Annotated in this window: 11 protein-coding genes; 5 read left to right on the top strand and 6 right to left on the bottom strand. The window is 24.9% G+C overall.

Features of this window, described 5'->3' with window-relative positions; genetic code table 11:
* The first annotated feature begins 25 nt into the window (after positions 1-25).
* Both T523_RS07185 and T523_RS07180 read left to right on the top strand, forming a co-directional pair.
* Positions 26-754, top strand: coding sequence for a class E sortase (locus tag T523_RS07185; protein ID WP_042708268.1), 729 nt, complete (start codon positions 26-28; stop codon positions 752-754).
* A 1-nt stretch (position 755) separates the two neighbouring features.
* Complete coding sequence (locus tag T523_RS07180; protein ID WP_042708267.1) at positions 756-1130, top strand: dihydroneopterin aldolase family protein; 375 nt, start codon at positions 756-758, stop codon at positions 1128-1130.
* 306 nt (positions 1131-1436) lie between these two features.
* Here the strand turns inward: T523_RS07180 and mfnA are convergent, their stop codons facing one another.
* The 3 genes from mfnA to rplJ all read right to left on the bottom strand — a co-directional run bounded on the left by mfnA (position 1437) and on the right by rplJ (position 5793).
* The gene (gene mfnA / locus T523_RS07175; RefSeq protein WP_042708266.1) at positions 1437-2603 is read right to left on the bottom strand and encodes a tyrosine decarboxylase MfnA; all 1167 of its coding nucleotides are present in this window, start codon (positions 2601-2603) and stop codon (positions 1437-1439) included.
* Between the two features lie 178 nt (positions 2604-2781).
* Positions 2782-5076 carry a phosphoenolpyruvate synthase gene (gene ppsA / locus T523_RS07170; protein ID WP_042708265.1) on the bottom strand — a complete coding sequence of 765 codons (2295 nt, stop codon included), beginning with the start codon at positions 5074-5076 and terminating at the stop codon, positions 2782-2784.
* A 234-nt stretch (positions 5077-5310) separates the two neighbouring features.
* Positions 5311-5793, bottom strand: a complete 483-nt coding sequence (gene rplJ / locus T523_RS07165; RefSeq protein ID WP_052334680.1) for a 50S ribosomal protein L16 — start codon at positions 5791-5793, stop codon at positions 5311-5313.
* Positions 5794-6311: 518 nt separating this feature from the next.
* Between rplJ and T523_RS07160 the strand changes: the two genes are divergently transcribed.
* Together T523_RS07160 and T523_RS07155 are read left to right on the top strand one after the other, a co-directional pair.
* Positions 6312-6548 carry a KEOPS complex subunit Pcc1 gene (locus tag T523_RS07160; RefSeq protein ID WP_042708263.1) on the top strand — a complete coding sequence of 79 codons (237 nt, stop codon included), beginning with the start codon at positions 6312-6314 and terminating at the stop codon, positions 6546-6548.
* 178 nt (positions 6549-6726) lie between these two features.
* Complete coding sequence (locus T523_RS07155) at positions 6727-7632, top strand: hypothetical protein (protein WP_042708262.1); 906 nt, start codon at positions 6727-6729, stop codon at positions 7630-7632.
* Positions 7633-8125: 493 nt separating this feature from the next.
* Here T523_RS07155 and T523_RS07150 read toward each other — a convergent pair whose 3' ends face one another.
* Positions 8126-8863, bottom strand: coding sequence for a peptidylprolyl isomerase (locus T523_RS07150; protein ID WP_042708261.1), 738 nt, complete (start codon positions 8861-8863; stop codon positions 8126-8128).
* Positions 8854-9993 (bottom strand): nucleotidyltransferase family protein, encoded by a 1140-nt coding sequence (locus T523_RS07145; RefSeq protein ID WP_042708260.1) that lies wholly within the window; start codon positions 9991-9993, stop codon positions 8854-8856. The genes T523_RS07150 and T523_RS07145 overlap by 10 nt, the downstream gene beginning before the upstream one ends.
* A gap of 184 nt (positions 9994-10177) precedes the next feature.
* Here T523_RS07145 and T523_RS07140 point away from each other — a divergent pair, with 184 nt between their 5' ends.
* Positions 10178-11434 (top strand): dihydroorotase, encoded by a 1257-nt coding sequence (locus T523_RS07140; RefSeq protein WP_042708259.1) that lies wholly within the window; start codon positions 10178-10180, stop codon positions 11432-11434.
* A gap of 681 nt (positions 11435-12115) precedes the next feature.
* Here T523_RS07140 and T523_RS07135 read toward each other — a convergent pair.
* The gene (locus T523_RS07135) at positions 12116-13360 is read right to left on the bottom strand and encodes a 4Fe-4S binding protein (protein ID WP_042708258.1); all 1245 of its coding nucleotides are present in this window, start codon (positions 13358-13360) and stop codon (positions 12116-12118) included.
* Positions 13361-13364: the final 4 nt, after the last annotated feature.

Genomic DNA, 13364 nt, shown 5'->3' with positions numbered 1-13364 from the left:
AAATTAAAGCAATTAAGAGGATAATATGGACAAATCAACAATTGTAATAATAATTGCCCTTTTAATTGTTGGATTATATGCTGCAAATGAGGTTACATATTTCTCACATAAACTTATTACAGAAAATGATATGAATAATCCAGTAGTAGTTTGTGAAAAAATAGGATTACATGAAAAAATAAATAATAACTCTATATCTGAAGGAGTTTATCATGAAAGAAAATCATATAATCCTGGAGAAGGAGATGTAATTCTATTTGGACATAGAACATTACTTGGTTCACCATTTTTAAGATTAAATGAACTTAACCCTGGAGACATAATAACATTACAATGGCCAGGAATTGGTGAAGTAAATTATACTGTTTATAATAAAACAGTAGTACCTGCAACATATAGACCAATAATAAGTAGTGATACACAAACATTATCATTAATTACATGTACTCCAATAGGTACAACAGAAAAAAGGCTCATTATTAAAGCAAATTACACAAGTAAAGGACCTTTAAATCAGTACGTTATTAAAGATAATCCACAATCAAATTATGGAATATATATAATAATTGGATTTATATTACTTGGATTAATTGTAACATTTTTATCACCTAAATCTGAAAGGAAATTTATAGGAACTTGTGTTATACTTATAACACTGTTTTTAGTATATTGCCATATAAATCCAGGTCCAGTAAATGAATTCACATCAAAAATAGAATTTTTAAATCAAATATTCACATTAGGAATAGGATAAAATGGATGTAAATAAAAAATACTTTTCAAACATAAATTCTAGAGAAAGAGCTATATTTGAAGGAGGAATTACAATGGGTGCATTATTCCACCAATTTGTAGGAATTCCTTTAAATAAAGAATCAGTACCTAGTATTGAAAAATCAATAAAAGAATCATTTGAATTACAACCTGCAATTGAAGAAGTTGATGCAAAAATAGATCTTAAACGATTAGATTCTGCATTAAGTGATTTTGATTATACTTCTTTAAGTGGAGATATGTTAAATATTAAAATAAAAACAAAAGTGGATAATGTAATTGCTACTATCAGAATTGAATTTATTGAAGAGCTTAATTACCCATTAATGTATGTAGAAGAAATTAAAGAATTATAAATCATTTTATAATTCTTTTAATATTTTTTAAAAAACAATAATTCACAAAAAACATTAATTTTATAAACACAATATTTTAAAAAAACAATAATTCACAAAAACAATAATCTTATAATCACAATATTAAAACAATAAAAAAACATTAAATTCAAGAAATAGATTATTTCATTTAAAAATAGCCTTTAAAAATTAAAACTTATAAAATAAGTTTTTAAATATTATTAAAAAAATTAAAATAAATACTTTTTTTTAAAAATTTTATAATTCATATATATTAAAAATAGTATATAAATGAATAATTAAAGATTAAATATTATCTGCAATTTCAGATAAATCATTTAATAAATCTTTTATATTATCCATAGAAATATGTTTCATTACAATAACACGAATTGCTTTAGGACATGAAGAACATGAAACTCTCCAATTTCTTTTTTCAAGTTCCAATGCTAAATCATCTGTCTCCATATCAGGATGATTAAAAGCAACGATATTAAGTTCAGGTTCAACAACTATTCCATAACCTAATTCTTCAAGCCCTTTTTTAAGATACATAGTTTTTTTCATAGCATATAATGCATTTTTCCTATAACCTTCATGACCCAAAGATTCCATAACAGCATATGTTGCTGCTGAAGATGCACCACTACGAGTACCAACAATAGTTGATTGTTCTTTTTTAGTAAGATAAGGTGCTTCTACAGCCATTACATCAAGATATTTTCTATCTCTAAATAAAATACATCCAGAAGGAATAGTTGAAAGACCCATTTTATGTGGATCAATAGTCATAGAACACACTGCATCTAAAGAGAAATCAAATTGTGGAAAATCATAACCTGCTTCTTTTAAAAATGGTATTGAAAATCCACCAAATGCTGCATCAACATGTAAATAAATATCATTATTCTTTGCAATTTCTGCAATTTTATCAATAGGATCCACCATTCCTAATTCAGTAGACCCTGCAATTGCAACAATAGCAACAGTATTATCAGTGATTTTATCTTCTAAAGAATTAGGATCTATTTTGTAATTATCATCAAAATCAGCTCTAACAAGTTTTAATCCAAACATATCAGATGCTTTTTTAAATGAAAAATGAGCAGATTGAGGAACAATAATTTCAGGATTATCAATACCTTTATATCGTCTTGCATAATTACGAGCAGCACGCATTGCCATTAGATTAGCTTCAGTCCCACCAGTAACAACATGACCATAAGGATTATCAATTGAAACAAAAGAACCAATGTTTTTAATAACCTTATTTTCAATCTCTTTAGTACCTTTAAATAAACCAGGATCACCAAGATTAGAATTTATAAATTTATAAAAAACTTCTTTAGCAATTGGTTCCGCCTCTGTACACATAGAACCAAGAATTCTACCATCAGAATATTTCATATCTTTTTTCTGAAATGAATCTAATTCTTTAAATATTTCTTCTTTAGATTTAGGTTGTTCTTCCATAAGTATTACCTTAAATATATTATAAAAATAAAAAATTCACAAAACTAGTCATTTAAGATAAAAGTTTTAAAATAATTAGTTAAATAATCAAAAAATAGCTATTTAATTAATTTTAAAATAAAATTTTTAAGATAAATAAATGTTTAAAAAAAATAAAATAAAAAATAAGATAAAAATCTTATTGTTCTAATCTTTTTCTTGCAGCATTAAGAATTAATTTTTTCTCTGCTATAGCAACAGTACGTCTTACATCAGGAATTGCATCTGCATTTGATGAAACACTACTAATACCAAATTCTACTAATTTTTCAACAATATGTGGTACACTACCTGCTTGACCACAAATACTACAAGTTACTCCTCTTTCAGCACATATTTTAATTGTTCTTTCAATTAATTTCATGACTGCTGGATGTTCTTCAGTATAGTTTTTAGCTACAAATTCATTATTACGATCAATAGCTAAAGTGTATTGTGTTAAATCATTAGTTCCAAGACTTACAAAATCGATTCCTTCATCAATATAATCTTCAACAGTTAAAGCTGCAGCTGGAGTTTCAACCATCATACCAAATTCCACATCTTTTTGAGGTATGAGTCCTACTTCAGCACATAATTTTTTAGCTTTTCTTAATTCAGAAACACTTTGAGATAATGGAATCATAATTCCAATATTAGTATATCCTTTTTCATGAAGTTTTTTAATAGCTTTAAATTCAGCTTGAATAATTTCAGGTTCATCTAACTCTCTTCTAATACCTCTCCAACCTAACATTGGATTGTGTTCTTCAGGCTCATTTTCTCCACCTTCGAGAGTTACAAATTCATCAGTAGGTGCATCCATAGTTCTGTACCATACTGGTTTAGGATAAAATACATCAGCTACTTTTAAAATATTCTCAGCTAACATATCAACTAATTCGTCTTCTTTACCATCTAAAATATATTTTTTAGGGTGTACTCCACCATTTAACATCATGTGTTCTGCTCTTAATAATCCAACACCATCAGCACCAACTGCTGCTGCCCTAGGTGCTGCTTCAGGCATACTAACATTAGCTTTTACTGAAGTAACAGTGACGATAGGTTCTGCAACTGCTTTTATATTTTGATCTAATTCCATAGTAGAATCTGTATTTTCTGCTGATGATATAAGTCCTTCATAAACTAATCCTTTTTTACCATCAATAGAAACTTCTTCACCATCATTTAAAACATCAGTTGCTTCACCAGTACCAACTACACAAGGAATACCTAATTCCCTTGAAATAATAGATGCATGACAAGTTACTCCACCTTCATCAGTAATAATACCTGATGATTTTTTCATAGCTGGAACCATATCTGGAGTGGTCATTGTAGTAACCATAATATCTCCATTTTGGATTTTATCTAATTCTTCAATGTCTTTTATAATTTTAACTGGTCCAGCAACAATACCTGGACTTGCACCTAATCCTTTAATAATAACATTAAGATCAGTTGTAACTTCTTCAGAACCAGAAGTTTTATTATCATCTAATGTAGTAATAGGACGAGATTGTAATAAATAAAGTTTTCCGTTTTCAATAGCCCATTCAGTATCCATAGGTGATTTATAATGTTTTTCAATCCTTTTACCCATTGCAACAAGATTTTCTAAATCTTTATCAGATAATACTCTTTCATTACGTTTTTCTTCAGGAACTTTTACTCTTATACTAGTACCTTTTTCATCATTTACATACATGTATTTTTTATCACTAACTGTAATATTAACAAGTTTTCCAGTTTTTTTATCTACATCATAATGATCAGGAGTAACATCACCAGATACAACAGCTTCACCAAGTCCCCATGAAGATTCAATCATAGCAACATCTTCACCAGTTGAAGGATTTACTGTAAACATGACTCCTGCTTTGTCTGCTTGAGCCATTTGTTGAACACAAACTGCAATAAATACTTTATCATGATCGAAATTGTTTTCTTCTCTGTAAAAAATAGCTCTTGCTTCAAATAAAGAAGCCCATACTTTTTGAACATATTTGACTACTTCATCTACACCTTTAACATGTAAATAAGTATCTTGTTGACCTGCAAAAGAAGCATCAGGTAAATCTTCAGCAGTAGCAGAAGATCTTACAGCTACATCTGCAGCTTCTTCACCAACACTTTCTGAAAGTTGATTATAAGCTTCAATAATTAAAGTCTTAATATCTTGAGGCATTGGTGTTTTAACAATTATATCTTTAATTTTTTCAGCAGATCTTTGAAGAGCTTTAGTATCATTGACATCAGTATTTTCAAGTATATCCATAATAGTTGTATTAATTTCAGTGTCATTCATAAATTTTTCATAAGTTTTAGATGTTATAACAAATCCTGGTGGAACAGGAATACCTGCTTGAGTTAATTCACCTAAATTAGCTCCTTTACCTCCAGCAATATCAATATCATCTTTACTTATTTTCTCAAATTTTGCTACATACATACTTTTTCCCTCATTTTTTAAAATAATTATTTAATGAAAATAATATTTAAAATATTCAAGGAGCTTAAAATATTGTAAAATTGTTTAGATAGTACAATATTAGTGTATAAGTTTAAAAGAAGATTGTAAAAACTTTATAATCACATCTAAACCAAATGCTTAAAATATTGTAAAATTACCAAAATAATACAATTTTTTACACTCTGAATATACAATTAAGAATTTACAATAAAATTATAAAACTAATTCTTGACCTTTATCTACAACAATTCTAGTAGTAGTAGGTAATTTCATTGATGCTCTTTTTAATGCTAATTTAGCATCATTGAAGTTTGCTTTGTTACAGTCAATAGTAATTAATTTTTGACCACGTTTAACAATAGCAGATACACTTACAGCTTTACCAAAAGCATTTCTCATACCACTTTGTACCCTATCTGCACCTGCACCAGTTGCCATAGGATTTTCTCTTACAATTTGATGTGGGTATGGTCTAACTTTCAAATGGTAACCAAATCTACCAGCTTTTAATTGCATTAATCTGTTAGATGCAATCCTAGCTGCTTCTAAAGAATTGTGAGTAATCTCAACATTTTCTTTTGAAACTAAACTTACTTTAATAGGGAAATCCCCACTTAAATTACCCATATCGAATTGTACAATTCTTGAATTAGGTATTTTTCTAATATAATCTCTTCTTGTATAAGCACGAACCATAAATAATCCTCCGATTAATAATTTCTATCAAAATAATTTTTTGAAATAAATGATAAATAGCCATATCTTAGCTATATAAGTTTGAGTAAAATTATAAAATAATAAAATTTACACATAACAATTAGATAGAATAATTATTTATTTTTAAATTAACATTAATAAATGTTATTATAAAATTAGTAAAAATATAAAAATTTCAAAAATATTTCTATAATAATATTATAATTCTATAGTATATAAAATTTAATTAAATATACTAAAAAATTATAAAAATAAAACAAAATATTAAAATATATAAATAATATTGAAAAATATTTAAAAAAACATAGATTTTACAATAAATTATCTTAGAAAAAATAAGATAAATAATAAAAACGAATATTTAAAAAACTAAAGTTCAAAATTAAGATAATTAATAAAAATAAAATAATTAAATTTAATCATTAAAATAGAAATATTAATAGACAAAAAACAGTATATATAATATTATTATAAATAAAAAGATGTTGAAAGTTATTATGAAAATTAAATCAAATATGAAAATTAAATATAAAGATAAGAACTCTGCAGAAATATCTTACAAAACATTAAAAGTAGATAATGAAAGTTTTATTGAATCAAAACTTAATGAAAATATAGTTGAATTTGATATAAATAGTGATTCTTTAGGAAGTTTCTTAAATACTGTTGATGATTTAATTGCATCTGAAATAGTAGTAGAAAAAATAATAGATACATCATTATCTAAAAAATAAATAATATGAAAAATATTATACAAATTGAAAAAATATATAATAAAAATTAAACAAAATTATTTTTCATTTATAAATTAAAACATTAATATTAAATATAACAATTACTAATAACATTATATTATTATTAATATAATTTTATTAAAAATTAAAATTCATATAAAAAATGGAGTAAAAAAATATGAAATGTCATTACCATCCAGATAGAGATAGTGTAAATAACTGTGCTATCTGTGGAAAACCAATATGTTCTGAGTGTGGAATGGAAGTTGGTGGAAATATATTATGTAAAGATTGTGTAAACAGTTTAATAAGTGATAGTTTAACATCAAAAGTTTCTGAAAAAATAAATCAAACTAAAAATGAATCTAATAAAGATCAAAATATTTCAGAACAACCACAAACAACACAACAACCAAAACCAGAACCACAACCACAAACAACACAACAACCAAAACCAGAACATAAAATTGAAAAAACAAGCAGTATTAAACAGGAACCTGCAAATATATTTAATAACGATAATGAAGAAAAAATAGAAGAAAATACACCAGAAATAAATAATAGTTCAGAAAAAATAACAAAACAAAAAGAATTAGAAGATAAATATGAAAAATATTTAGATGATTTATACTTTGATGAACCAGATAAAGAAGAATTAAACTTAGAAAATTATAAAAAAGAAGAAGATTTAAGTTTAAGTGAACAACTATCTAATGATGAAGAATTAAATAAAAAAGTACCTTATGAAAAACCATCTAAAAAAGGTAATCAAGGATATTATGCAGGTAGTGTTAAAGAAGATGAGAAAAAATATGTTTGGTCTACAAAACCAAATATGAACCACAAACCAAGTAGAAACAATTTAAATAGGAATTTCATAGAGAAAAATAAACCTAAAAAAGAAAAAGAACCATACAGTGCTACTGACATAATATTAACAATTATTTTAATTATATTAATATTAATTGTAATATTCTATATCGTTTATTTATTTGCATTATCAAGTAATTATCCAACATTCCTTGAAGCGGTTATAGGATTAGTAACTAATCCAATTCAATTTATTGGAACCATTTTTAGTTAAAAAATCTTCCAATATTTTTACTCCTTTTTTTACCAAATCATATACTAATTTTAAATCATACATATAAAACATACAATTTATACTAATCTAAATAAAATACTAATTTTAAAATTAATCAAGAAACTTTTTTTTAAAAATGTTTTATTAAGATGAGATTAAATAATGTATAAGAAATAATTTAAATTTAAAATAAATTTTATATTAAGTCAGATTTTTAAATAAATAGCTAAAAACTATAAATTTTACTTCTAAAATAAGAAATCTTCATGAATTAAATTTTAAATGCATAAAAGTATATTAATAATTATTAAATTATATTTTAAAAATAGATAATACAATTATAATTTTTAATAAAACTAATAAAAAAAGCCATATTATAGAATAAATTATTATTTGTAAAAAAAAGTTTTAATGATAATAATATAATTTTATAACTCTATTAAAAGTTTATAAAAATTAATCATCATTATAATAAATAAAAAAAGATTAGAATCTATTCTTCAGATTCTTCATCTTCATTTGATTCAGTATCTTTTTTCTCAAAAGTATCAACAAATTGAACTTTACTTACATCCATATTATCCCAAAGATCTTTAGCTATTCTAAATCTTTGAAGGGTAACATCCATATAAGATTTTTGATCGAATCTAGTGATTTCATCTAATTTAATACTTACAGTATCATCATCAAAGTTAACTTCAGTTTTATCAATATCCATATTAGGATAAGCATAATGTAATTGAACCATACTTTTTACTTTATCTTCATCATTATCAATTACATCTTCAACTTTTACATCATAAACTAAATGTTTACCTGCTAATTCATGGTTAAAATCTACTTTTACTCTTCCACCACTAACTGTTAAAACTTTACCAGTTTGACCTTCAGCTTGAATTCTCATTCCAGGGAAAGGTTTCATGTTTTGTTTTTTAAATTCTCTCATAGGAATTAAAGTTATTAAACTAGAATCTCTTTCACCAAAACCATGTTCTGGATCTACTTTAACTTCTTTTTCATCTCCAGGTTCCATACCAACAATAGCTTCATCAATAGCAGGAAGTAAATGTTTTCCACCGACAACTATTGGAATTGGAGTATATTCTTTATTTTGATCATCAATACCTGCTTCTTTAGCTATATCTTCATAAGTAGTATCAAAAACATCACCAGTTTCTTCAATTTTACCAGTAAAATTAACTTTAACAAAATCACCGTTTTCTATTGCCATAAATCTATTCTCCTATTATTTATTTTATTTTCAAATTGATTTAACACATCTTCATTTTTATAATCTAAGATGCGAATATTATAAGGATATTTATCAATATAATTTGATATTATATCTTTATTTATTTTAGTTTCTAATATACTTAAAACCCTTTGTTTATAATTACTTGAGAAACCATACAATAAAGAATCTTCTAATTCATTTAATGTTTCAAATGGTTTTTTATCACGAGTTTCAATTATTTTAGAAGCTAAATTATCATTAAATAAGTTTAAATAAATCAATTCTTCAAAAGATAAATTATTAGCATTATCTAAAATAGTTTCACAATCACGAATATTATTTAATGGTGCACAACCTGAATCAATATCTCTTTTTAATATAGATATTGTTTCTTTAGGCATCATATTTTTAACCTTATCAAAATTATTATTCTCAATAGAATTACGAATTAAAGTTCCACTAACTCCTTCAATACGTTTAACAAAAATAAATTTATTTTTGAAATCAAAACCAATTTTTTTTAAGGATTTAGAAAAAGAAACTATAACATAATTATCTTCTTTTAATTTATCTCTCATGATAACTTCATTAGTATCCATATCAACAATTTTATAAGGTTTAGGTGCAATACCATGACCTAAACTTATTCTATTTAATATATCATTAATACCATCAAATGGTTTATATCCTCTTGGGATGAAATCTGTATTTAAAGCTTGAAACATTTTACATAAACATAAGGAATATTGTCCAGAACCCATAATACCCATAGGTGGACCTTCAACCACAATATCTGCACCAACATTTATAGCGATTTCTGCTCTAGAACGTCTATGCAAAATATAAGGTACTCCTCTACCATTTCTTTCAAAAAGTCCTGGTACAATAGCAACAAAAATACCATTTGGAACCTTTTCTTTTGCAATTTTTAAACAATGATAATGTCCATTATGTAATGGATTATATTCTGTAAAATCAGCTATTAAAGGTTTTAGAGAACATTTATCCAGATTACTTTCTAATTCTTCAGAATATTTAAATTTATTTTCTTGAGAATTTTTATAATCTTTAAAAAATGTTTTTCTATCCTTCTTAATAATTTCTTTAACAAATTCATTTGAAGGCATGATAATATATTATAAAGATATATTTATAAAATATTCTATTAGTATATTATGGTTAATAAAAATTTTTATAAAAATAAAAATAATATAAAAATTAAATAATAAGAAAATACCTTAAAGAATAAAATATAAAATCTTGAGAAATAAATTAAAAAATAATTAAAATCTATTATTAGGAAGTATTATTATGGATTTATTATTAAAAAATTGTAAATTAATAAATAAAAAAGGAGAATTTTATATTGGTATTGAAAATGGAATAATAAAAAAAATATCAAAACTTCCAGAAGAAGCAGATGAAATAATAGATATTAATAATAATATCGTTTTACCTGGATTAATAGATCCTCATGTTCATTTTAGAGATCCTGGAATGACATATAAAGAAGATATAAAAACAGGTTCTATGGCTGCTGCAAATGGTGGATTTACAACAGTTATTGATATGCCTAACACAAAACCAAAAACAAATACATTAAAAGCATATAAAGAAAAAGAGAAAATAATTAAAAATAAAAGTATTATAAACACATTAATACATGCTGGTATCAATAATCTTAATGAAATGAAAAAAATCTCTAAATTAAATCCAATATCATTTAAAATATTTATGAATGAATATGAAGATGAAGAGCTTAATACAATATTTAGAAATATTTCAAAATTAAACACAAATCCAATAGTCACAATACATGGTGAAGATAAAAAAACAATAGAAAAATACACAATTAAAATGAAAGAAAAAGGTAGTAATTTACCAATAGACCACGCATATGCACGACCAAGTATTGGAGAAGATATTGCAATAGAAAAAGCAATAAAACTTAGTAAAAAATATAATTTAAAATTACATGTTTGTCATTTAAGTAGTAAAAAATCAGAAGAAATAATAAAAAATAATAAAAGTGATGTAGATACTAGTTATGAATTTACTCCACATCATCTTTTACTTGAAGCAAATTCATTTAACAAGTTCGGAAATATAGTTAAAACTAATCCACCATTAAGATTCTATGGGGAAAATATAACTATTAATGATGTAAATGAAAACTCAATTATAGGTACTGATCATGCACCACATACAATTGAAGAAAAAGAAAATATGATTTGGAATTGTCCATCTGGAATGCCAAATTTAGAAACTGTATTAAGTTTATTATTAACAGAAGTTAATAGAAAGAATATACCCCTTAATATAATACCTAAAATATTATCAGAAAATGCTGCAAAAAGATTTAATTTAAAAAATAAAGGAAAAATCCAAGAAGGTTATGATGGAGATTTAACAATAATAGATATTAAAAAAGAAGGTAAATTTGACCTTGATAAATTTTATACAAAAGCTAAATTTTCACCATTTAATAATATACCATATAAAGGTCAAGCAGTAATGACAATATATAATGGGAAAGTTAAGATGGATAATAATATTATCATAGAATAAATTAAAAATTAAATATTCTATTTTTATTTGATATTATTAATAAAATTCACTATTTTTATATAATCTAATAAATTTTTAAATTAAATTTATTAGTATAAATTTTTAATTAAACAAAAATAATCATAATATAAATTTCTTTTTTTTAAAAACAACAGTTATTAAAATTTTAATATTAAAAAATTTAGATTTGTTGAAATAATTTTTTATAAAGAGTAGATAATAATTGAAAATCAAATTTAAGAATTTTATTTATAAAAATTTTGAGAGTTTCAATAAAACTTAAAAATTTAAAATAAACTAATTTTCAATGGTAAATAAAAAAAATAAAAATACTAATTTTTAAAATTAATAAAAAATTAATAAAAAATAAATTTAGAAAAATATGATAATAAAAAGTAATTAATAATAAAATAAAAGCAAATTTAAAGGTAATATAATAAAAAATAGTTATAGAAAGAATAATAAGATAAATAGAATTATAAAAAAAATAATCATTTATTAAAATTTTTTTAAAAATTTAAGATATGAATTACTCTAAATTTAAAATACTTATAAAAATTAAAATTTCTTAATAAAATAAGTTTTTAAAAAATGAAATATCGTTAAAATAATAAAAAATCTAAAAATAATTAAAAATATTAGAAAAATAAAATAGATGAAAAAATCATCTAAATTATTTATCTATTTTAAGCAAACTGCGTCTCTAGGACATGCTTCAATACATTGACCACAAAGGGTACAGAATCCAACAACAGGTAAGTTACCTTCTTCTTTGAATTTTAACATGTCATAAGGACAAGCTTCAATACAAGTTCCACATTGTTCACATTTAGATGGGTTAGCTTGAATCCTGTTTCTTAATACAGATTCTCCGTCAATAGTTACTTCAAATTCATCTAATGTTAAAGCACCATTAGGACAAGCTGCAGCACAGGCACCACATCTAGCACACATAACAAATGAAGGTTCTTCATCACATTTAACTTGTTCAGGTAATTTCATACCCATTTTACTGACAACTTTAATAGCTTCAGTAGGACAAGCAATAGCACATGCACCAGTGAAATCACATTTTTCAACATCTCTGGAAATACCTAAAGCTTCAGCAGGAGTTGCTTCACCGAATTCAACTTCTAAACTAATTGCATCAACAGGACAGAGTTGTTCACATAAACTACAAGCAGCACAAGATTTAGGAAGTTCTACACTTAAAGAAGTACCTTTAGCTACAATAAAGTCTCCAGGACATGCTTCTACACAAGTATTACATCCAATACAAGCTGATTCATCAAGTGTAAAGGATTTAATAGTTTTAGAACGTTTAACAGGTTTATTTTCAGAAATAAATACTGCATTCCAAGGACAAGTTTGAGAACAAACACCACATTTAATACATTTAGTTTCATCAATAGAAATTGATTCACCGACTGCAGGTAAAGTAATAGCATCAGCAGGACATTCAGGAACACAAGTTCCACATCCAACACAATCTTGGATGAAAATAGGTCCACTAATATTAAGTTCTCTTACAGCAGGTTCTTTAACTCCAGGTATACCTATAACACCTACAGGACAGATATCTACACATTGTTTACACATTACACAGAATCCATCAATAGGTATTTTAGAATCACTATTTAATTTAAGTGTTTTTGGTGGACAAACATCAACACATTTAGGTTCTCCACCACATTGATCACAGAGGACTGGGTTATATGATAATCTGATTTGTGTATTACCTTCATCATCAACAGCTACTTCATCGACTGTAAGTGCACCATTTGGACAAACTTCAGCACATTTAGGTTCTCCACCACATGTATCACAGAAGATAATTTGTTTTTCACCTACTTCAATAGCAGATGAAGGACATGTACCTTCACAAGCTCCACATTTGATGCAGTCGTCTTGGTTGACTACTATCATATAT

It is taken from the genome of Methanobrevibacter wolinii SH (assembly GCF_000621965.1).
Lineage (GTDB): Archaea > Methanobacteriota > Methanobacteria > Methanobacteriales > Methanobacteriaceae > Methanarmilla > Methanarmilla wolinii.
This window is presented reverse-complemented; position numbering and strand designations above follow the sequence as displayed.

What these genes read in the sequence shown, in the direction of transcription:
- T523_RS07185 (WP_042708268.1), top strand. Translation starts at nt 26, where the DNA reads ATGGACAAATCAACAATTGTAATAATAATTGCCCTTTTAATTGTTGGA.
- T523_RS07180 (WP_042708267.1), top strand. Translation starts at nt 756, where the DNA reads ATGGATGTAAATAAAAAATACTTTTCAAACATAAATTCTAGAGAAAGA.
- mfnA (WP_042708266.1), bottom strand. Translation starts at nt 2,603, where the DNA reads ATGGAAGAACAACCTAAATCTAAAGAAGAAATATTTAAAGAATTAGAT.
- ppsA (WP_042708265.1), bottom strand. Translation starts at nt 5,076, where the DNA reads ATGTATGTAGCAAAATTTGAGAAAATAAGTAAAGATGATATTGATATT.
- rplJ (WP_052334680.1), bottom strand. Translation starts at nt 5,793, where the DNA reads ATGGTTCGTGCTTATACAAGAAGAGATTATATTAGAAAAATACCTAAT.
- T523_RS07160 (WP_042708263.1), top strand. Translation starts at nt 6,312, where the DNA reads ATGAAAATTAAATCAAATATGAAAATTAAATATAAAGATAAGAACTCT.
- T523_RS07155 (WP_042708262.1), top strand. Translation starts at nt 6,727, where the DNA reads ATGAAATGTCATTACCATCCAGATAGAGATAGTGTAAATAACTGTGCT.
- T523_RS07150 (WP_042708261.1), bottom strand. Translation starts at nt 8,863, where the DNA reads ATGGCAATAGAAAACGGTGATTTTGTTAAAGTTAATTTTACTGGTAAA.
- T523_RS07145 (WP_042708260.1), bottom strand. Translation starts at nt 9,993, where the DNA reads ATGCCTTCAAATGAATTTGTTAAAGAAATTATTAAGAAGGATAGAAAA.
- T523_RS07140 (WP_042708259.1), top strand. Translation starts at nt 10,178, where the DNA reads ATGGATTTATTATTAAAAAATTGTAAATTAATAAATAAAAAAGGAGAA.
- T523_RS07135 (WP_042708258.1), bottom strand. Translation starts at nt 13,360, where the DNA reads ATGATAGTAGTCAACCAAGACGACTGCATCAAATGTGGAGCTTGTGAA.